At 59.6% G+C, this 19,195-nt stretch carries 18 protein-coding genes and 2 pseudogenes; 6 read left to right on the top strand and 14 right to left on the bottom strand.

All coding sequences use genetic code 11. From position 1 onward, the window contains the following. The first annotated feature begins 21 nt into the window (after nt 1-21). Nucleotides 22-900 carry a LysR family transcriptional regulator gene (locus PSH96_RS22255; RefSeq protein WP_305455066.1) on the top strand — a complete coding sequence of 293 codons (879 nt, stop codon included), beginning with the start codon at nt 22-24 and terminating at the stop codon, nt 898-900. Between the two features lie 155 nt (nt 901-1,055). Here the strand turns inward: PSH96_RS22255 and PSH96_RS22250 are convergent, their stop codons facing one another. The 5 genes and pseudogenes from PSH96_RS22250 to PSH96_RS22235 form a co-directional block, all read right to left on the bottom strand. Beyond that, nucleotides 1,056-1,574, bottom strand: coding sequence for a DUF1003 domain-containing protein (locus PSH96_RS22250; protein WP_056859591.1), 519 nt, complete (start codon nt 1,572-1,574; stop codon nt 1,056-1,058). Nucleotides 1,575-1,650: 76 nt separating this feature from the next. Then, nucleotides 1,651-2,085, bottom strand: a pseudogene (locus PSH96_RS29650) (methyl-accepting chemotaxis protein); the annotation flags it as partial. 162 nt (nt 2,086-2,247) lie between these two features. Further along, nucleotides 2,248-2,880 (bottom strand): annotated as a pseudogene (locus PSH96_RS29645) (PAS domain-containing protein); the annotation flags it as partial. Nucleotides 2,881-3,233: 353 nt separating this feature from the next. Then, nucleotides 3,234-4,292: a diguanylate cyclase gene (locus PSH96_RS22240; RefSeq protein ID WP_305455062.1), complete on the bottom strand. Its 1,059-nt coding sequence runs from the start codon at nt 4,290-4,292 to the stop codon at nt 3,234-3,236. A gap of 190 nt (nt 4,293-4,482) precedes the next feature. Next, entirely contained in the window at nt 4,483-5,109 is a 627-nt protein-coding gene (locus tag PSH96_RS22235) for a TetR/AcrR family transcriptional regulator (protein ID WP_236370589.1), read from the bottom strand. Nucleotides 5,110-5,241: 132 nt separating this feature from the next. Between PSH96_RS22235 and PSH96_RS22230 the strand changes: the two genes are divergently transcribed. The 4 genes from PSH96_RS22230 to PSH96_RS22215 all read left to right on the top strand — a co-directional run bounded on the left by PSH96_RS22230 (nt 5,242) and on the right by PSH96_RS22215 (nt 9,415). Beyond that, entirely contained in the window at nt 5,242-6,300 is a 1,059-nt protein-coding gene (locus PSH96_RS22230) for an MBL fold metallo-hydrolase (protein WP_305455058.1), read from the top strand. Between the two features lie 173 nt (nt 6,301-6,473). Then, nucleotides 6,474-7,148: a hypothetical protein gene (locus PSH96_RS22225; RefSeq protein ID WP_370694375.1), complete on the top strand. Its 675-nt coding sequence runs from the start codon at nt 6,474-6,476 to the stop codon at nt 7,146-7,148. A gap of 125 nt (nt 7,149-7,273) precedes the next feature. Then, a complete protein-coding gene (locus PSH96_RS22220) occupies nt 7,274-8,803 on the top strand; it encodes an amidase family protein (protein WP_305455054.1) in 1,530 nt (509 codons plus the stop codon). A 54-nt stretch (nt 8,804-8,857) separates the two neighbouring features. Continuing rightward, the gene (locus PSH96_RS22215) at nt 8,858-9,415 is read left to right on the top strand and encodes an AAA family ATPase (protein ID WP_305455051.1); all 558 of its coding nucleotides are present in this window, start codon (nt 8,858-8,860) and stop codon (nt 9,413-9,415) included. Here PSH96_RS22215 and PSH96_RS22210 read toward each other — a convergent pair. From PSH96_RS22210 to argH, 7 genes are all read right to left on the bottom strand, one after another. Then, nucleotides 9,345-9,725 (bottom strand): transcriptional regulator, encoded by a 381-nt coding sequence (locus PSH96_RS22210; protein ID WP_081321533.1) that lies wholly within the window; start codon nt 9,723-9,725, stop codon nt 9,345-9,347. The two genes, PSH96_RS22215 and PSH96_RS22210, sit on opposite strands and share 71 nt — an antisense overlap. Nucleotides 9,726-9,832: 107 nt before the next feature. Then, nucleotides 9,833-10,780: a hypothetical protein gene (locus PSH96_RS22205; protein WP_305455048.1), complete on the bottom strand. Its 948-nt coding sequence runs from the start codon at nt 10,778-10,780 to the stop codon at nt 9,833-9,835. A gap of 94 nt (nt 10,781-10,874) precedes the next feature. Then, nucleotides 10,875-12,050, bottom strand: a complete 1,176-nt coding sequence (locus tag PSH96_RS22200) for an MFS transporter (protein ID WP_305455046.1) — start codon at nt 12,048-12,050, stop codon at nt 10,875-10,877. A gap of 187 nt (nt 12,051-12,237) precedes the next feature. Beyond that, nucleotides 12,238-13,059 carry an ABC transporter substrate-binding protein gene (locus PSH96_RS22195; protein ID WP_305455045.1) on the bottom strand — a complete coding sequence of 274 codons (822 nt, stop codon included), beginning with the start codon at nt 13,057-13,059 and terminating at the stop codon, nt 12,238-12,240. A 25-nt stretch (nt 13,060-13,084) separates the two neighbouring features. Then, nucleotides 13,085-13,849, bottom strand: coding sequence for an amino acid ABC transporter ATP-binding protein (locus tag PSH96_RS22190; RefSeq protein WP_017134648.1), 765 nt, complete (start codon nt 13,847-13,849; stop codon nt 13,085-13,087). 24 nt (nt 13,850-13,873) lie between these two features. Continuing rightward, nucleotides 13,874-14,752, bottom strand: coding sequence for an amino acid ABC transporter permease (locus PSH96_RS22185; RefSeq protein ID WP_017134649.1), 879 nt, complete (start codon nt 14,750-14,752; stop codon nt 13,874-13,876). Between the two features lie 106 nt (nt 14,753-14,858). Continuing rightward, nucleotides 14,859-16,286, bottom strand: a complete 1,428-nt coding sequence (gene argH / locus PSH96_RS22180; RefSeq protein WP_305455044.1) for an argininosuccinate lyase — start codon at nt 16,284-16,286, stop codon at nt 14,859-14,861. A 193-nt stretch (nt 16,287-16,479) separates the two neighbouring features. On the opposite strand from argH, the gene PSH96_RS22175 reads away from it, so the two are divergent. Then, nucleotides 16,480-17,439 (top strand): LysR family transcriptional regulator, encoded by a 960-nt coding sequence (locus PSH96_RS22175; RefSeq protein WP_305455043.1) that lies wholly within the window; start codon nt 16,480-16,482, stop codon nt 17,437-17,439. Nucleotides 17,440-17,679: 240 nt separating this feature from the next. On the opposite strand, the gene PSH96_RS22170 is transcribed toward PSH96_RS22175, so the two are convergent. Both PSH96_RS22170 and PSH96_RS22165 read right to left on the bottom strand, forming a co-directional pair. Continuing rightward, nucleotides 17,680-18,324, bottom strand: coding sequence for an HAD-IB family hydrolase (locus PSH96_RS22170; RefSeq protein ID WP_305460141.1), 645 nt, complete (start codon nt 18,322-18,324; stop codon nt 17,680-17,682). A 72-nt stretch (nt 18,325-18,396) separates the two neighbouring features. Further along, nucleotides 18,397-19,110 carry an HNH endonuclease signature motif containing protein gene (locus PSH96_RS22165; RefSeq protein WP_305455040.1) on the bottom strand — a complete coding sequence of 238 codons (714 nt, stop codon included), beginning with the start codon at nt 19,108-19,110 and terminating at the stop codon, nt 18,397-18,399. Between the last annotated feature and the right edge of the window lie 85 nt (nt 19,111-19,195).

Here is a 19,195-nt window from a genome sequence, read left to right as displayed (position 1 = left end):
TCAACATTGGCGTTTGCCCACATGCTCAATGCAGCCACGCACTATCAACTCGATTACCCGGACCTGTCGCTGATTCTCGCCCTGGTGCGTGGCGGCACCTTGGCGCGGGCGGCGGCGCTGCTGCGGGTGGATGTGTCCACGGTGTTCCGTGCCGTGCGCCGGCTGGAGGCGGCCCTGGGCCAGACCCTGTTCGAAAAAAGCCGCGCCGGCTACCTGCCCACCAGTTTGGCCGGCCACCTGGCGCAGCAGGCCGAACAGGCCGAGCAAGCGCTGGAAGCCGCGCGCATCGGGGTGGAGCAGGGCGGCGAAGTGATCAGCGGCACCGTGCGCCTGACCTGCACCGACTCGGTGTTGCAGGGTTTGCTGTTGCCGGCGCTGGCGCAGTTCATGCCGGCTTACCCGGCGTTGACCCTGGAATTGAGCACATCCAATGATTTTGCCAACCTCAGCCGCCGCGACGCGGACATTGCCCTGCGCCTGACCAAGACGCCGCCGGAGCACCTGGTGGGCCGCCGCCTGGGCAGCGTGGCTTATCAGGTGTGCGCCAGCGCTGGTTATGCCCGCCAAAACCAGGGGCGTGAGTTGGCCGAACTGGCGTGGATCGCGCCGGATGACTTCTTGCCCGATCACTCCACCGTGGCCTGGCGGCGTGAACACCTGCCGGGCGTGCGCCCCAGTTATCGCTGTAACAGCATGTTGTCGGTCGCCGAGCTGGTGCGGGCAGGGTTGGGTGTGGCGGCACTGCCGGACTTTTTGTTGGAGGACGGTTTGCAACCACTCGGCCCCACACTGGCAGGGCGTGAGACCGCGCTGTGGTTGCTGACACGCCCGGACTGCCGGGCACTGCGCTCGGTGGTGACCTTGTTTGATGAGTTGGGGCGGCATATTCGGTTGCCTTGAGCTGGGCTATCAACCAAGGGCGAGACGGCAACTGTGGCGAGGGAGCTTGCTCCCGCTGGGGCGCGCAGCGGCCCTGGTCTTGAGTTAAAAAAAGCGCCTGCTACGCAGTCCTGCGCGAGCAAGCTCCCTCGCCACAAGGGCTCTTTGGTCTGCTTTCAGGTTTTTCGCACAAACTGCTCGTGCATTTCGCACGTCAACGTCTCGATACGCTCGGTCAGTTGCTTGGTCATTTCCGTCAGTCGGGTGTTCTGCTCCAGCAACTCCAGCAACTGTTTGGTGGTTTGCGCGGCCTGGGCCTGGCGTTCGGTATTGGCGATGGCCAGGGCTTCGCGGTGCTGCGCATCGGCGTCGGACTGGGCTTTGTCGCGGGCGGCCTGGCGTGTCTGGGCCAGCAGGATCAGCGGCGCGGCGTAGGCTGACTGCAGGCTGAATGCCAGGTTGAGCAGGATGAACGGGTACACGTCAAAGTGCGTGACGCCGGTGATGTTCAGCACCACCCACAACACCACGATCGCCGTTTGCGCGCCGAGAAAGGTCGGCGTGCCAAAGAAGCGTGCGAAGGCTTCGGCCTTGAGGGCAAAGGTGTCGTTGCCAAAGGTCGGCGCCAGATGGGCGTGGCCGCGGTGGAAACGCAGGTGATCGACAGGTACGGCTTCTGGCTTGTCGGGGGTCATGGCGGGCTCGAATCCTAAGCGTTAAGACAAGCTAGCACTATAGACCGCGCCCCCCGACAGACACATGAAGAACCGGTCAGTTGTTGCCGCGCTCGTTGGCAAACGCGCTCACCGCCTGCACCGCCTCGGTGGTGCCTTCGCGAATCTGCAGGATCACCGTGCCCGCACGGTTGGCCAGGTCGACCCCGAGCGCCGCGCGGTCGCGGGTGCTGTCCATGCTCTCGATGGCTTGGCGGGTTTCGTCCTGGATCATCGCGATCATGCTGGAGATTTCCGCCGTCGAGCCGCTGGTGCGGGCTGCCAGTTGCCGCACTTCGTCAGCCACCACGGCAAAACCACGGCCTTGCTCACCCGCGCGTGCCGCCTCGATGGCGGCGTTGAGTGCCAGCAGGTTGGTCTGGTCGGCGATGCCGCGAATGGTGTTGACGATGGCGGTGATCTGCTGCGAACGCTCACCCAGCTTGGCGATCAGTTGCGAGGAGGTGTCGATGTCGGCGGCAATTTCGCGCATGCCGCTGGCAGTTTGCTGAATCACGTCGGCGCCTTTTTCCGCCACATCCCGGGTGTTCAGGGAAATATGATAAGCCTGAGCCGCGCTTGCAGCGTCGGCAGCATGCTGTTGCACCCTGGCAGTGACGTCCGAGGCGAACTTGACCACTTTGCACAGGCGCCCGCTGGCGTCGTATACCGGGTTGTAGTTGGCTTCGAGCCACAGGATCTGGCCGTGTTTATCGACACGCTCGAACTGGCCGTTGAACAGTTCACCCTGGTTCAGGCGTTTCCAGAACTCGCTATACGCCGTGCTGTTGGCCAGCTCCGGCGTGCAGAACAGGCGGTGATGTTTGCCCTGGATCTGCGCCAGGCTGTAGCCCATGCGCTGCAGGAAATTGTCATTGGCCGTGATGATAGTGCCGTCGAGGTTGAACTCGATGACTGCCATGGCGCGGTCGATGGCGCCCAGCTTGGCGTTGGCTTCGCTTTCGGCTTGCAGGCGTGGAGTGACGTCCATGGCGTACTTCACCACTTTGACCACTTGGCCGGCCTCGTCGCGCACCGGGTTGTAGCTGGCTTCCAGCCACACTGACTGGCCATTGCCGGCCACCCGCTCAAAGGTGCCGGACTGGAATTGGCCATTGCGCAAGTGCGTCCACAACTGGTTGTACTCGGCGCTGCGGGCGAACGCGGGTGTGCAGAACATCCGATGTGGCTGCCCCAGGATCTGCTCGGCGCGGTAGTCCATGGTCTTGAGGAAGTTGTCATTGGCGCGCAGCACGCTGCCTTGCAGGTCGAATTCAATCACGGCCATGGAGCGCTCAATCGCGTCGAGAAGGCTGGCCTGCTGGGCATTGGTGTGTTGCAGGGTACTGATGGTTTTTTTATGGGCGTTGAATAGCATGTTCGAGGGCTCGGGGAAGCACGCGTCAGAGGTATCCATGAATAGGCGCCTGACCCCGTATGGCCCTGGGCCTTACGGTTGACTTGCTCATTGTCAGCTTCCTGGTGCTGACAGAGGGGGCGGAACAAGGGGTTCAGAGTGATCAGCCTGCCAAGAAGTTCGCCGTTAGGGCAGGACCATTATTGGGTAGGCGACCAGTGGCGGCATTATGCTATCGCTGCGAGGCGCGGGCGGAAGATTCAGACGAGGTGTTATCAGACAACTCAGCCGGAATGGGCGACCACGTAATCGCTGACATTCACCCGGTTACGCCCGGTTTCCTTGGCGGTGTACAGCGCACGGTCCGCCGCGTTGAGCCACATCGCGGCATCGCTGAACAACCGTTGAAAATCGGCCAGGCCAATGCTCAGGCTCACGCGCAGCTCCGGGATCTGGGTATTGCGATAGTTGCCGAACGTTTCGCGCATGCGTTCCATGACTTGCGCGGCTTCTTCCAGCGGCATTTGCGGCAAAATCACACAGAACTCATCGCCGCCATAGCGGCCGGCCAAGTCGTTTTCCCGCAGGTGCCGGCGTAATTCCTGGCTGAGTTGGCGCAACACCGCATCACCGAAGATATGGCCGTAGGTGTCATTGATCTGCTTGAAGTGGTCGATGTCGATCAGCGCGATGGTGGCGTGGCTGCCTTGCTGCTGGCACTTATGGAACTTGAGGTGGAGCAGGTCTTTCCACGAGCCATGGTTGAGCAGGCCGGTGAGGCTGTCGATACGGCTCAGGGCGCTGAGGGCGCGTTTGTGTTCCGAGAGCTTGATTGCCAACTGATAGCAGACCATACCGATGGCCATCGGGTAGAGCGTCAGCATCGGCAGGCAGGTGTAGACCTGGCTGAGGCTGACAGTGGGGTTGAACTTGACCCCGAACAGGCCCCATGCCACCGCGATACCCGCCGCTTGCGCCAGCAGCCCGCGCAGAAACAGGCGCTTGCCGCCAGCGGCGACATTGTTCATGGTCATCATCGACAGCACGGTCACGGCCGTCAGAGGCGTGAACTGGGTGGCGGCGGCCCAGAAGCCGCCGAACAACGAGTCATAGAGCAGGTTGCGCTGTTCCGCCTGATAGGGAAATTGTGATCGGGCTGAAAGATGATACGCCACATGCGCCCAGGCAAAGCCATTGAACAGCATGAACGCCCACACCCAGCCCGGCATCGCCAGGGGGTAAAGGGCTCCGGCCACACTGATACTACCGATACCCAGGCCGATGATCCTTGGCTTGTAGATACGTCTGGCAAATGAAAGCCCTTTGCCTCGTCTGTTTTCCATAGTGTTCCGGGTCAGCTCTGTTTTGCGGGTACGACAGCGTGCGTCAGCGGGTAGAACCGTTGATCGGATATTAACGGTGAATATTGTCAGTTATTCGCGTGGGAATAATCAGTGTCCTTCCAGGCCATTTGCGCAGCACCGCGTGGGAATACGCCAAAAGCGACCTGGAATGTCGCGCCTGCAACAGGGTTTAGTGCGGCCCAGGTGCGCGCACTTCGTAACCGGCCAGGAATAGGTCGATGGCCGACTCGATCACGCTGGCCTGGCAGGCGGCGTCCAGCACAGGTTGGCCCAGGGTGATCTGCGGCCAGAACGCGAAGGCCTTGAGCAGGCTTTGTATCTGGTGGGCGGCGAAGGCGGGGTCGGTGCAGGACAGCCGGCCGTCTTCCTGCGCAGCGCGCACCCACTGGGTGAAGCCTTCTTCGCGCTTGCTCAGGCGGTTGACCATGTCTTGTGCGCGATCCGGCGAATGGATGGTGGCGGCAATCGCCACACGGGCCAGGTCGAGGAAGTTGGCGTCCGACATCATCAACATCTTGGCCTCCAGCAGCCCGCGCAATTGCTCGCGCAGCGGGCGGTCGCTGGCGTAGCTGACGTCCAGTTGGGCAACGCTGCTGGCCCACAACTGGTGGAGGATTTCGGCAAACAACTCTTCCTTGCTGGGGAAGTGGTTGTACACCGTGCGCTTGGAAACGCCGGCGGTGGCGGCGATTTTGTCCATGCTGGTGACCTCGAACCCATTCGCGCGAAACTCGGCGATAGCGGCTGCCACAATGGCTTCGCGTTTACGGTCGGTGAGGCGCAGAGGTGCAGTCATGGTCGGCTCTAAAAGGAAATTACACTCGGTAGTTTACTTGCTCAGGGTTTTGTTGCAATCTAGAAACTACACTGTGCAGTGTAATTGGTCTGCACGGTGTATTTTATGAGCCGACCCTGGAGCCACTCTGCAATGGCCACGATTTCAACCCGTCTCGACCCCGCGCCTGCTGCGCCAAAGTCTGCCGAGCAAGCGCCAGGGCATTTCAGCAACGATGCTCCGGTGCAGCACGGTGGCTTTGGCAAAACCTTGCGCATTTTCTGGAACATGCTGTTCAACAAGCCACGTAGCACGCGCCCGGTAGGCAAGATCCCGGTGCAACCGCTGACGCGTGAGCAACTGTTGGCGGCGCCCGATCACAGTGTGTATCGCCTGGGGCATTCCACCGTGCTGCTGAAAATGCGCGGCAAGTTCTGGGTCACCGACCCGGTGTTTGCCGAACGTGCCTCGCCTTTCAGTTGGGCCGGGCCAAAGCGCTTTCATCAGCCGCCGATCAGTCTTGAAGAGTTGCCGCCACTGGAGGCGGTGATCCTGTCCCACAATCACTACGACCACCTTGACCGCAACGCGGTGATGCAACTGGCCGACAAGACCCGCTATTTTCTCGCGCCGCTGGGCGTGGGCGACACGCTGGTCAAGTGGGGTGTGGATGCCGGCAAAGTCCGGCAACTGGATTGGTGGGCAGGCACCGAGGTCGAGGGCATCCGTTTTATTGCTACACCGGCCCAGCATTTTTCCGGGCGTGGCCTGTTTGATGGCAACCAGACCTTGTGGTGTTCCTGGGTGATGATCGACGGCGCGCGGCGGATCTTTTTCAGCGGTGACACCGGTTATTTCGACGGTTTCAAACGGATTGGCGAACAATACGGCCCGTTTGATCTGACGCTGATGGAAACAGGTGCTTACAACGTCGACTGGCCCCATGTGCATATGCAGCCTGAGCAAACCCTGCAAGCGCATATCGACCTCAAAGGCCGTTGGTTGCTGCCGATCCACAACGGCACCTTCGACCTGGCCTTCCATGCCTGGCACGAACCGTTCGACCGCATTATGGCCCTGGCCTGGGAGCGCAACGTGTCGATCACTACGCCGGCGATGGGGCAGGCGTTCAGCCTGAACCAGCCGGACCGCGGGCATGCGTGGTGGCTGGAGGTGGAAACTCAAGGTGTAAAAGAACACGTAACGGGTTGAAACGTTGCCGCCTGGAAAAAGGATTTTCAGGGTGTTTCAGGGCTGCGACAAACGCTTGATGAGAGTGCGATGATCCCGCCTGATCAATTACCGGGGGGCGGGTTCTGATGGAAAAAAACTGTAGTGAACATTGGCGGTTGGGGATGCCGTGTCGCCTGGATCTGTCCTTGCCTGTGACCGAGGAGGCGGGCAGCGCAGGGCACGCGGACGAGTCCGTTCATGCTAAACCCGAGAATCTGAGCCGCGCAGGTATCGTCTTTGGCGCGGCGCACGTGGTGGGCGCGGCGCCGATTCCCGGCTACAACGCGCCGGCCCTACCGGCAAGACCTGCGCGGGATCCCGCGTTATCACTCGCGGCTTTAAGTGGTATCGACCCCACTGGGCCGGTCATGGTTGAAGTCCCCCTGGTGCTGAATAACACCAGCTTTACGGCTACCCAGTTGCTATCGGGTTGGCGTATCGGGTTTGCCGACCGTTATGTGCAAGGTGATCATCGCGAAGCCGTCGAACACAGCGAAGCCTTGTGTGCAGCCTTCGATCTTCTGCGCCAGGCCGGTGCGCAACTGGTGCCGGTGGACGCGCGTCGCGAAGACCACTCCCTGCAATTTACCCTGCAAGGCAATGAAATAGATGAGCTGGTGACTGCACATCGCTTGGATGCGCTGGTGTCTGACAGCGAGAGCGTCGCCTTTCACCGTGCTTGCGTCAGCGGCTATCCCTCACTTTGCGAACCCTTGGGGGACGGGGCGAAGCTGTGGTTTTACGGCGCGCAGTGGTCGCGTGATGCATTGCCGCTATTGTCGCGTGCCTTTCGCCAGATCAGCGCCTGCGCGACAGGGCGCGCGTAACAGCTACGGAGTGCACAGAACGCTCCTACGATGTGCGTGGAGGTTGCCTGAAAGTCTTGAGCAGCTGGGGTTCTTAGAATGGCGGACTTTATCCCGCATGATTTTTGAACTCAGGAGAGACCTTTATGACGGTTGCTTACGGCGTGTATTCGATCATCCGACAGGCTGCGCAAACCGTGTCGGCGCAGCGCCTGGCTGAGGAACCGCCAGCGCCGAAACCCGTGGCGCCTGGGGTTGAATACGCCAGCGTTCTCGAATTGGGCGAACACATGGCTCGGCCGCAGGGGCTCACGTCGGTCGATCTGGTGAGTTTCCTGCAAGAGCGCATCCGCACGCTCGACCCTCAATTGCGCTCTGTCATCGAACTCAACCCTGAGGCACTCGAGGCCGCGCGCGAGCTGGACCGTGAACGCGCGAGTGGCAAGGTGCGCGGCCCGCTGCATGGCATACCCATTATGCTCAAGGACACCATCGAGACCACGGGCATGCAAACCAGCGCAGGCGCATTTGGTCTTGTGGGGGCGGCTGCTGGCAAGAATGCTCCTCTGGTCGATTACCTCATCAAGCAAGGGGCGGTGATCCTGGGTAAAACCAACATGACTGAACTGGCCGGCTTTCGCGGTGGCCCCGATGGCTGGAGCAGCCGGGGCGGGCAAACACTTAACCCTCACCGTGCGGGTGCTGACGTCGGCGGCTCCAGTTCGGGGTCTGCCGCAGCGGTAGCGGCCGGGCTGGCGCCCCTGGCGGCCGGGCTGGCGCCCCTGGCGGTCGGTGCGGAAACCAATGGTTCGATCATCGTACCGGCGGCGCTCAATGGGGTGGTGGGGCTCAAACCCAGCATTGGCTTGTTGGATCGCAACGGGATTATTCCCGTCAGCCGCCGACAAGACACACCCGGCCCCATGGCTCGCTCGGTGTATGACGTTGCGTTGATGCTCAATGCCATGTCCGGCAGTGACCCTGCCGATCCCGAAAGCATAGGCGCCCCTCAAGGTATCGACTATACCAAGCTGCTGGTGCCAGGTGCGTTGAAGGGCAAGCTTATCGGTTACCCCGCGACATTTACCTTCAGCGGTGAAAGTTTGCCGGTAGACAACAGCCCGCAATTTAGCAAGACACTGCAAGTACTTCGTGAGCAAGGCGCTACGTTGATACCGATCAACCTGCGGCTGGCAGATGCTTCACGCTATTACGAACTATTGTTCTCGGACGTGAAGGAAGAACTGAATGCCTACCTGGCCAAGCGTCCGGGCCTGCCGGTGACATCATTGGCCGAGTTGATAGCATTCAATGAAACCCGTGATGGTACTGAGACGGATCACCAATCTGTACTCAAGGAGGTCAACGCTGCCGCCCTCACGCCGCAGCAACGCAAAACGCTGTGGGACGAGCTTATTCAGGACTTTCGCAACAGCGTGGATGACCCGATCAAGGCGCAAAACCTGGATGCCATGGTGTCCGACTTCGATACCAACATCTACTTCGGGGTTGCCGCAGCGGGTTACCCAGGGATCACCGTGCCTTCTGGGAAGAATGAAGATGGCTTGCCGACCGGTGCCTATTTCTTCGGCACCCGCTGGGCCGAGCCCGCTTTGCTGGCAGTCGCTTACGGGTACGAGCAAGCAGCCCAAGCCGGTGTAAAACCCGAGCTGTAAATGATGCGCTGCGTGCTACCGCGCGTATTACACTCACTGCCATGGAGGGCAGGCATGGCTTACAAAGTTCACATTCTCGGCGCTGCTGGCGCTGGTACTTCAACCCTGGGCCAGGCCCTGGCCAAACGCCTGGGCGTCGCCTATTTCGACTCCGACTATTTCTACTGGCAACAAACATCAGAGCCTTTCACGGTCGCCCGGCCCAAGGATGAACGCATCCGCCTGTTGCAGGAACAGAGTGCCGGCCTTGAGGGCTGGGTACTTTCCGGTTCACTCTGTGGCTGGGGCGATGCCATGATCCCGCAGTTCACCCATGTAGTGTTCCTGCGCCTGGACCCACAGATACGGCTCAAACGCTTGCAACTGCGCGAAGTGCAACGCTACGGCGAGCAGATTCTGGAAGGCGGCAGCCGCCACGCCAACAGCGTCGCATTCCTGGCCTGGGCCGCTCGTTACGATGGCGGCAACCACAGCCTACGCAGCCTGCGTCGGCATGAAAGCTGGTTGAAACCGCTGACCTGCCCGGTGATCCGGTTGGACTCTACGCACCATTCGGCTGAGGCGTTGGTGAGTCATTTGATGCCGCTGCTGAGCCCATCAACCGCGAGATGAGGCCCGGTGCGGCGGGCTCGGCTGGGGCGGCCTCAAACCTGCGTGCGCTCATCCCCCAGCCCGGCGCAAACCCTGGAAAAAACACCAGGCCTTCAGCCTCCAGCCGGAACGCGAGGGCTAACCGAGCTTGATCCTCCACCTCACCCAGGCTTTCAAAACGCTGAACCACCTCCACCGCCAAACCGGCCTGACGGGCCAGGTCTTCACGGCTCCAGCCCAGCATCACGCGGGCCTGTGCACTGTGTTTGGCGGTGAATTGGTGCAGGACGATCTGCTGTTCTACGAAAGAGCTCATTGCCAGAGAGGACATGGGGTTTCTCCAGGTTCGACGGGGGAAGGCAAACTATACTGTGTTTTTGTACAGTTGTTTGCGCCGTTCATCAACTGGATTTTTTTTGATGGCTGCCAAGCGAGCCATTACTCCAACCCCGGTGCCTCACGAATGATCAAGTGGTCCAGGTTCTCGATATTGGCGCTGAACACCCCGAATGTCTGCTCGGGGTTCTTCTTGCTCGGCACCTGTTTAAGCGCTGGCGTCACGCCGTAAAAGAAGCAATACAAGGCCCGTTCGCTACTGGCGGCCGCCTTGATCTGCTCCAGGAACGCCGTGCGCTTGCGGTAGTTCTCGATGAGTTTTTTGCTCAGGTAGACATTGACTGAATAAGGCTTTTTGTCGAGCCACACCTTTTTTTCGAAGTCGATGCGAAAGCTGCTGGTGTAATCCTTGATCGCTTTGATCTTGCCCCAGTAGATCAGGCCTTTGTTGTCCTGCAGGTATTCGATCTTCTTGAAGAACGTCCAGTAGGTAGCGCAGTGCTCGCCAACCTTCAGCGGCATGGACTTGAGCTTGTCCTTGTCGTCGATATTCGACACATAGCACTCGACCGGGTGTGCGAAGACGCTGGTTTTGTCCGGGGTTGTGTCACTGGTGGCGTGGGATGAACGGGTACTTGTCGAAGGCGCCTTCGCTGAATCTTGTGGGACGCTTCCCTCGCTGCCGACAAGTGCAGTGTTGCGCTGGTACTGACGCCGGGTCAGTACAAATTCCGATGGGAAATTGTCTTCGCGTTCGTCGTCGCTTTCACCCGTTGCCGTCTTATGCGTGCTGGCATAGCGGCAGCCGTCGATATGCCGGGTGCTGGTTTTGTTTTTGAAGTGTGGCGTGCGCTGATAGTTGACGTTCTTCGCGTTGAAGGTGCTCAGCGTATTGCCCGTTTCGAATGCTGCGCGGCAGTCATCGTTGGGGCACAGGAAACTGTCCTTGTCGGAGTCGAAGTCGGCGGTTTCGTCGAAATTCAGGTCTCGAACGTCGTAGATCGACAGCTTGTCGTCGAGACTCAGGCTGTAGGCCGTGTCGAATTTCATGGGGCTCGGGTCCGTGAGATGAATAGCTGGATACTACGCAAATATCAGACATTACTGAGAGCAAAATGTGGGAGCAGGCAAGCCAGCTCCCACATTAGATAAGCGGCGTGCCAGCTACACGTCGGCCGCTCAAGAAACACAAAGTACCGCCCATCGCAGTGAGTGCACCCAACGCATAGAACATGCTGGTCGGCGCAGCGTTGATCAGCAAATAGCCGCAAATCACCGGGCTCATCGCTCCGCCAAATGCCGCCAGGTTTTGTGCGCCGTAGTAACTGCCGCGCAATGCGTCGGGGGCGATGGTGTCGATAAACAGGAATTCCGACGGGTAAATGATCATCTCGCCCAGGGTAAATACGAACATCGCCAGGCACCACGTGAGCAGGCTGTGTGCCTGGCTGAAACCGACCAGCCCGGCAATGAACAGCAACGTGCCCAGCACGATCCAGTAGCGCAACTGTTCGCGCTTGAGAAACCGGCCAATCTGGTACTGCATCACAATCACGGTGATGGCGTTGCAGGCCAGCACTGCCGACAAAATCTTCAGCGCCTCGGCGGGGTTGTAGGCCACCAGCAGAAACTGCGACAGATACAGGGTGTAGCGCCCGTGGACAATGGTGCTCAACAGGCTGCCACTGGTGAACAGGATCAGCGTGCGGTCACTGCGCAACGTGCGCAGGGTGCTGAGGAAGCTCAAGGGTTTGTGGCTGTCATCGCGTTGGGTCGGTGGGATGCCGATCATCAGGAACAGGCTGCCAAACGCAATGGCGCTGGCGATTAAAAACGGCGCCAGTGGCATATGCCCGGCAATCACTACGCCGACCATCGGCCCGGTGGCATAGCCGACGTTGGTCAGGGTGTAACGCAGGGAAAACACCTTGGCGCGATCACCCACCGGCAGGTTCTCGCTGATGATGGCTTTGGAGCCAATCAGGAACAGCGCCGAGGCGGCTTCAGTAATCACCAGGGTCAGGGTGGTGAGATAGAGGTTACTGGCAAACGTCAGCAACAGAAACCCGATGGAGCTGGAGAGCATGGCCAGGATCAACAGCTTGCGCTTTTCCAGGCGGTCGATGATGTAGCCGCCATACAGGCCCAGCAACGTGGCGATAAACACGGCAATGCCCATCAACAGGCCGATGTCCTGCTGGTTGAGGCCCAGCCGGGTACTCAAGAGCAAGGCCAGCAAGGGGCTGGTCATGGCGCGGCTGACCACAATGGTCACCGAGCAGATCATCAGGCGGCGGATTACCAGGGAGTAGGTGGCCACGGTGGGGGCGAGCGTCCTTGTTATTGCGTCAAGACAACACAGATCAACTGTGAAAACAGCTCAACTGTGAACACAGAGCTAATGTGGGAGCTGGCTTGCCTGCGATAGCGGTGGGTCAGCTTGAATATTGTTCACTGGCCCACCGCTATCGCAGGCAAGCCAGCTCCCACATTTTTAGATCGTGTGTTTACTGGCCGGCATTGATGGAGATTTTTTCCACCGCACCTTGCTCCAGATCCCACTTCTTCAGGATCTTGCCGTACGTACCATCATCCATCATGCCCTGCAGCGCCTCACTGATCGCCGTGACCAACTCAGTGTTGCTCTTCTCAATCCCCAGCCCCGTGAACTGCTTGGAAATCGCCAAACCCACCGGCTTGTACTTGCCCTTATCCAGCGACATCAAATAAGGAATCGTCTCGCTGCCCTGCATCGCCGCGTCCAGACGGTTCTGCTGCAACTGCGCCCGCGCATCTGCCGAGCCTTCGGTGCCGATTACCACAATGGCTGGCTTACCGGCCGCTTCGCAGTTTTCCTTGCTCCACGCGGCAATTTCCGACGGCCAGGTAGTACGGCGGCTGGTGCCGACTTTTTTACCGCACAGGTCAGTCAATGCCTGGAGGTCTTCACGCTTGGCCAGGGTGTACAGCTGCGGGCCGCTGGTGAAGTAGTCGATGAAGGTCACGGACTTCTGGCGTTCGGCGGTGTCGGACATGCCCGACAGCACAATGTCGACGCGCTTGGTGGTCAGGCCGCTGAGCATCTGCTCGAAGCCGGTTTCCTGCCACTTGATCTTCACGCCCAGGCGCTCGGCCAGGGCATTGCCCAGGTCGAAATCCAGGCCTGTGAGCTTGTTGGTGGCGGTGTCCTTGAAGTCCATCGGCGGGTAGTTCGGCACGATGGCCGCGCTGATCTCACCCTTTTCCTTGATTGCCGCCGGCAATGCCGCGAACACAAACGTGGAGGCCATCAGGCCTGCGAGCAACGTGGGGATAAACAATGTTTTCATGGGGGCGTTCTCGTTAGTTTTTTAGTTAAGTGCGAACGGCAGAAATAAAGCTTTGGGTACGCGGGTTTTGTGGGCTTATTAGAATTTCTTCAGGGCTGCCGGCTTCCACAATCTGGCCGGCATCCATAAACACCATGCGGTTGGAGACTTCGCGGGCGAAGCCCAGCTCATGGGTGACCACGATCATGGTCATGCCGGTGGTGGCCAAGTCGCGCATCACCGACAGCACTTCGCCTACCAGCTCCGGGTCGAGGGCTGACGTGGGTTCGTCAAACAGCATCAGCTTGGGGCGCATCGCCAAGGCGCGGGCAATAGCCACACGCTGTTGCTGGCCACCGGACAATTCCACCGGGTAAGCATTGCGCTTGTCCGCCAGCCCGACGCGGGCCAGCAACTCCAGCGCGTCTTCGATGGCTTCCTTGGGCGAGCGCTTGAGCACCTGCACCGGGCCTTCGATGATGTTCTGCAACACGGTCATATGCGGGAACAAATTGAAACGCTGGAACACCATGCCGGTGGCCAGGCGCTGGCGAGCAATCTGCGATTCATTCATCTCATGCAGTTTGTTGCCGACCACTCGGTAACCGACCAGCTCGCCGTCGACCCACAGGCCGCCCTTGTCGATTTTTTCCAACTGGTTGACGCAACGCAGCAGTGTGCTTTTGCCCGAGCCGGACGGGCCGATGATGCACATCACTTCGCCTTGCTCGACCTCGATATTGATGTCACGCAGCGCGTGATACTGGTCGTAATACTTGTTCAGGTTGACGGCCTTGACGATGCTTCTCATGGGGCAAATCTCCTCAACCCAAACTTACGAACGCTTGCCGGCGCCGCGGGCAAAACGACGCTCGAGGCGGCTTTGACCAAATGAAAGAACAGTCACCACCGCCAGGTACCAGATACCGGCCACAATCAGCAGCTCCATGACCCGCGCGTTGGCGTAGTAGATGTTTTGTGCGTTGTGCAGCAGCTCCGAGTACTGGATCACACTCGCCAGGCTGGTCATTTTCACCATGCTGATGAACTCGTTGCCTACAGGCGGAATGATCACCCGCATGGCCTGCGGCAGAATCACCCTACGCAGTGCTTGCAGGCTCGGCATGCCGATGGACTTGGCGGCTTCATACTGGCCCGTGTCGACCGAGAGCAAACCGGCGCGCACCACTTCGGCGGTGTACGCGCCCTGGTTGATGCTGAGGCCGAGCAGGGCGGCCACGAACGGCGTCATCAGGTCGACGGTGTCGATGCTGAACAAGCCGGGAATCGCGATCACCGGGAAAATCAGCGCCAGGTTGAACCACAGCAGCAATTGCAGAATCAGCGGCGTACCCCGGAACAGCCAGGTGTAGGTGATGGCCACATAGCGCAGGATCGGGTTGGCCGACATGCGCATGATCGCCGTGATCACGCCGATCACCACGCCCAGCGCCATCGCCAGGATCGACATGACGATGGTGTTGACCAGGCCCCAGAGGATGGCCTCAGACGTGAGGAACTGGCCTATGTAGGACCATTCGATCTGACCATTGGCAAACGCACGCAGCAACGCGGCCAGCGCGATCACGATCAACGTGGCAAAAAACATCCGTCCGTAATACCGACGCGGCACATGCTCGTACTGCGTGATATCGAACTGGTTCTCGGACAACTTGCGCTCGGCTTCCAAGCGCTCCGCCGGGGTTTGGTTCATGGTGCTACTCCACTGCTGTACTCGATCCAACTGTTAAAACACGGTCCAAATGTGGGAGCTGGCTTGCCTGCGAAAGCGCCAGCAAACTCATCACAACGGCCCAGGCTTAAATCCGAAACCCCTGATAACTCTCAGCCCATTGTTGCTGAGCCGCCAAGGCCACCTTCAACCGCCCAATCTGCTCCCGAACCCGCTCCGGCGCCGTCCCGCCCCAGCCACTGCGCGCCGCAATCGCCGCTTCCAGGGTCAAGCAGTCCCGCACCTCAGGCAGCAGCCGAGCATCCACCTCCGCCAGCATCGCCGGCGAGGCTTCCCACAACTCAATCTCATGCTTCTCACAGGCCTGCACCAAGGCGCCTGTAATCTCATGCGCCTCTTTAAACGGCACACCCCGGGTCGCCAACCAATCCGCTACCTCAGTCGCCAGGGTGAAGCCCATCGGCGCCTGACGCCGCAGCTCTTCCACCTGCACCTTCATGGTCGCAACCATCCCGGCCATCGCCGGCAGTACCAGCAGCAACGTATCCACGCTGTCCAACACGCTGTGTTTGTCTTCGCTCAAATCGCGGTTGTACGACAGCGGCAACGACTTGAGCGTTGACATCAACCCGGTCAGGTTGCCAATCAAGCGCCCAGCTTTGCCTCGCGCCAATTCGGCAATGTCCGGGTTCTTTTTCTGCGGCATGATCGAGCTGCCCGTCGCGTAGGCATCGTCCAGCACCACCCAACGAAACTGGCGCGACGACCATAGGCAAAACTCCTCGGATAGGCGCGAAATATTCACCCCGAGCATGCCCGCCACAAACAGAAACTCCGCCACATGGTCACGGCTGGCGACAGCATCAATGGAGTTTTCGCACGGCCCGGTGTAGCCCATTTCCTTGGCCGAATGTTCAGGCTGGCGTGCAATGGCAGAACCGGCCATCGCCGCCGCACCCAACGGCGACAACGCCGTGCGCGCATCCCAATCCATCAACCGTTGCACATCACGCAGCATCGACTGCGCATGAGCGAGCAAGTGGTGGGCGAACACAATCGGTTGCGCCTGCTGCAAGTGAGTGAAGCCTGGGCAGATGCTGTCGATGTGCTGCTCGGCCTGATCCACCAGCGCCTGCTGCAAACCCAACACCTCGGTGGTGAGGGTGCGCGCATGGTCGCGTAGGAACAGGCGCAGGTCGTTGGCCGTTTGGTCGTTACGCGAACGCCCGGCGCGCAACTTGCCGCCCAAGGCGCCCAGGCGCTCGGTCAATACGCGTTCGATAAAGGTGTGTACGTCCTCGTCGTCCAGGGTTGGATGCAGGCGCCCGGCGGCGAAATCATCACCGATACGGTCCAGGGCTTCGAGGGTGCGCAAGGTCTCCGACTCATCCAGCAAACCGGCGCGCTGCAACTCCCGGGCATGGGCGCGCGAACCAGCGAGGTCGTAGGGCGTCAGGCGGAAATAGCGCTCGGGGCAGCGGGACAACGCCGCCAAGGCAGCAGACGGACCGGTCTTGAAACGAGCGCCCCAAAGGCGATCGGTGGGCTGGGACATCGGTATTCCTCACGCTTGTTTTTAGAAGAGTCGGAGGCAGTAAAAATAATATTTCAACTAGACTGAACCAGCGTCTGACGCGCCGTATTCAAGGTTGCCAAGGGCGGATGTTTATGTTCATTATCGCCGCCTGGCTATGTTCAAGGATTGGGTTGAAGCCTGTTGAATATGGCACTTGAGGTCAACGCGTATTATGGAAACCCCACTTTCCACTTCTGGAAACATGCCGCCAAAACCCGGCACTCGGCCGCCGCTGCAACTGAGCGGGCTGGACTTCAAATTGTTGCGCGTGTTCATGGCCGTGGTCGAAGCCGGCGGCTTCAGCGCCGCGCAAAACGAGCTGAATGTGGGCCTGGCGGCCATCAGCAAACAGATCTCCGACCTTGAAATTCGCATCGGCATGCGCCTGTGCACACGGGGCCGCGAAGGGTTCGGCCTGACCGAAGAAGGCAAGTTGGTGTATCAAGCGTCCATCGAGTTATTTACCTCGGTAGACAGTTTTCGCGACAAGCTTAGTTCGGCGCAAAACGAGCTGATTGGCGACCTTAGTGTCGGCGTTATTGATAACACCGTGTCCGACGTTAATTCCCCGCTAATAACCGCGCTGGGGAAATTACACAGCGAGTCGCCGAAAATTAGATTGCGCCTGCATGCCTCGCAGTTGGACGAAGTTGAACGCGGCGTGGTGGAAGGGCGGCTGATCGTCGGCATCGTCCCGGTATACCAACGCCGTGAAGAATTCGACTACTTCCCCCTCTACGAAGAAAAAGCCCACGCCTACTGCGCCGTAGGACACCCGCTGTTCAACGCGAGCGACCTCACGCCAGAGGTGCTGCGCCAATACGAAGTGGTCAACCACCGGTACGCGATCCACCGCGACAAAGCCAACTTCGTCACCTACGACAGCCAGTCCGCCTCGGCCTCCCAGGTGGAAGCCGTCGCCATCCTGATCCTCACCGGCCGCTTCCTGGGCTTTTTGCCGGAACACTACGCCGCGCCACTGGTAAGGGAAGGGCGCCTGCGCGCACTGTGCCCGGAACAGGTTCACCTGAGCACCGCGTTCAACCTGATCCTGCGCCATAACGCGCCAAGAAGCCCGATGGTAAAAGCCTTTGCAACGGCGCTAGGCGTGGACCTCAAAGCCGCGACATAAACCCCGCCGAACACCGATCAACAGGCTGACAAAGCTCAAATGTGGGAGCTCTCGAGCCCCAGCGAGGCAGCGAAGGGATCACCTAGGTCCAGTTGCCGAACCCATCCATCTGCATCGCCCCCCAGCACCCCATGCTAGTGCGCTATCCATCTGGCACCGATCAGAATGTGGGAGCTCTCGAGCCCCAGCGAGGCAGCGATGGGATCGCCTCGGCCCACCCGCCGACCCCACCCACCCGCATCACCGCTGCAACTTGCGCTGCTTCTTCTTCGAATGAAAATGCCGAAAATGCGCATCCTGCGCCGCCGCCAGCAACTCCCGATCCCCACGCGTATCGCCCCAGGCCCTTAGCCGATACTCGCCCAAATCCCCATACACCGCCTCAAGGCGCAGCACCTTATTCTCACACCGGCAATTATTCCCCGTGAGCTTGCCCGTCAACACCCCGTCGACCACCTCAAGCTCAGTGCCAATCAACTTGATCCCCAGCCGATTCGCAAACGGCTGCAACACCAACGCCGGCGACGCCGAACACAGCGTCACCACCGCCCCGGATTTCACCTCATCTTCCACCGACTGCAAGCCCTTGGGGCGCATCAGCTTGGTCCAATAACGCTGGCAATACGCCTCAGCCTGCTGCTGCACCCACGCCTTCTCCACGCCCGTCATAAAGGTGCGGATCAACTGCGCCTTCAACTCATCCCGGCTGATCTGCTGCAGCAAAAAGCGCAGTCCAGGCACCGCTAGCTTGACCATCCGGCCATAAAACTCACCGGGGCCAAAGGCAAACTTGAGGAAGGGCACGAAACTGTCGTGGTGGGTGAGGGTGCCGTCGAAGTCAAAGACGGAAAGTACTTTGGCGTCGATGGGGCCGGCTTCGAGCATGTCTGGGTTCACGGGTTGGCCTCGGTCCTATCTAGTATTTTTTGAGCGTTCATCAGGTGTGACCACTGGAGTTTACTCCCGTGCCAATCTTCCGACTTTGGAGTAGAGCTCCTCAGTGAAAGCCTCCCGGTCACTTGACCGGTGACAACGCTGATGGCAATTGGGGCACAAGGCTACAGCATTGGTCGTGCGATCCGAACCCTTCTGGGCCAGGTGCTTGACGTGATGTACTTCAAGAAATGGCTGGCCATCAATCCCAGCGAAAGGCGCTGGCGAATCGCAACCTTCGCAGACCCCATTCGCAAACTGTCGAACCAGCATTCGTACATGCTCTGCGCGTGCGTAAGAAAGACTGACAGTAAACAACTGCCGTGGATTCAGAATGCCTTGTGGCTCAATTACAAGGAAGGGCTTCGAAAAAGTCGGGCGCTCGCCGGGCAGTGGCTTATCTACGGCTGCCAGACCAAGCTCAGCGTGCAGGCCAGGTTTTGTTGCTAGCACCTTGCGAATACGTTCACTCACTCCGGCACCGATGTTTTTCGCAGGCATATAGCCAGTGATACGTTGCAAACCCAGCTGTTCAAATACCGCAGAGATATTCTGCATTCGATATTCAATTGACGAAGCGCTGCGCAGGTTGAGTGGCCCCTCTCGCAGTAACCGGTTCTCATCTGACTTTTTGAAGGCTTGCCCACTTCGTTCAAGGGTCCACATTTTCAGGTAGCCATCGACGGACGCTTCAAGCTCCTGATCGCTCCATCCGGTATTACTTTTTTTCGTATCCATACAGCCGCCGAGGGTAGAAAACCCTCGGACGATACTGAGTAGCCATTATTGCGTCTACGAAATTTCCTACGAGTCGGCGGGACTT

It is taken from the genome of Pseudomonas sp. FP2338 (genome assembly GCF_030687515.1).
GTDB classification, from domain to species: domain Bacteria; phylum Pseudomonadota; class Gammaproteobacteria; order Pseudomonadales; family Pseudomonadaceae; genus Aquipseudomonas; species Aquipseudomonas salomonii.
The sequence above is the reverse complement of the archived record's forward strand: the minus strand, read 5'-3'. Positions and strand labels throughout refer to the sequence as shown.

Coding starts and splice junctions, on each gene's coding strand:
- PSH96_RS22230 (WP_305455058.1), top strand. CDS start 5,242: ATGGCCACGATTTCAACCCGTCTCGACCCCGCGCCTGCTGCGCCAAAG.
- PSH96_RS22255 (WP_305455066.1), top strand. CDS start 22: ATGCTCAATGCAGCCACGCACTATCAACTCGATTACCCGGACCTGTCG.
- PSH96_RS22185 (WP_017134649.1), bottom strand. CDS start 14,752: ATGAACCAAACCCCGGCGGAGCGCTTGGAAGCCGAGCGCAAGTTGTCC.
- PSH96_RS22210 (WP_081321533.1), bottom strand. CDS start 9,725: ATGTCCTCTCTGGCAATGAGCTCTTTCGTAGAACAGCAGATCGTCCTG.
- PSH96_RS22250 (WP_056859591.1), bottom strand. CDS start 1,574: ATGACCCCCGACAAGCCAGAAGCCGTACCTGTCGATCACCTGCGTTTC.
- PSH96_RS22170 (WP_305460141.1), bottom strand. CDS start 18,324: ATGCTCGAAGCCGGCCCCATCGACGCCAAAGTACTTTCCGTCTTTGAC.
- PSH96_RS22190 (WP_017134648.1), bottom strand. CDS start 13,849: ATGAGAAGCATCGTCAAGGCCGTCAACCTGAACAAGTATTACGACCAG.
- PSH96_RS22220 (WP_305455054.1), top strand. CDS start 7,274: ATGACGGTTGCTTACGGCGTGTATTCGATCATCCGACAGGCTGCGCAA.
- PSH96_RS22240 (WP_305455062.1), bottom strand. CDS start 4,292: ATGGAAAACAGACGAGGCAAAGGGCTTTCATTTGCCAGACGTATCTAC.
- PSH96_RS22235 (WP_236370589.1), bottom strand. CDS start 5,109: ATGACTGCACCTCTGCGCCTCACCGACCGTAAACGCGAAGCCATTGTG.
- PSH96_RS22195 (WP_305455045.1), bottom strand. CDS start 13,059: ATGAAAACATTGTTTATCCCCACGTTGCTCGCAGGCCTGATGGCCTCC.
- PSH96_RS22205 (WP_305455048.1), bottom strand. CDS start 10,780: ATGAAATTCGACACGGCCTACAGCCTGAGTCTCGACGACAAGCTGTCG.
- argH (WP_305455044.1), bottom strand. CDS start 16,286: ATGTCCCAGCCCACCGATCGCCTTTGGGGCGCTCGTTTCAAGACCGGT.
- PSH96_RS22215 (WP_305455051.1), top strand. CDS start 8,858: ATGGCTTACAAAGTTCACATTCTCGGCGCTGCTGGCGCTGGTACTTCA.
- PSH96_RS22165 (WP_305455040.1), bottom strand. CDS start 19,110: ATGGATACGAAAAAAAGTAATACCGGATGGAGCGATCAGGAGCTTGAA.
- PSH96_RS22175 (WP_305455043.1), top strand. CDS start 16,480: ATGGAAACCCCACTTTCCACTTCTGGAAACATGCCGCCAAAACCCGGC.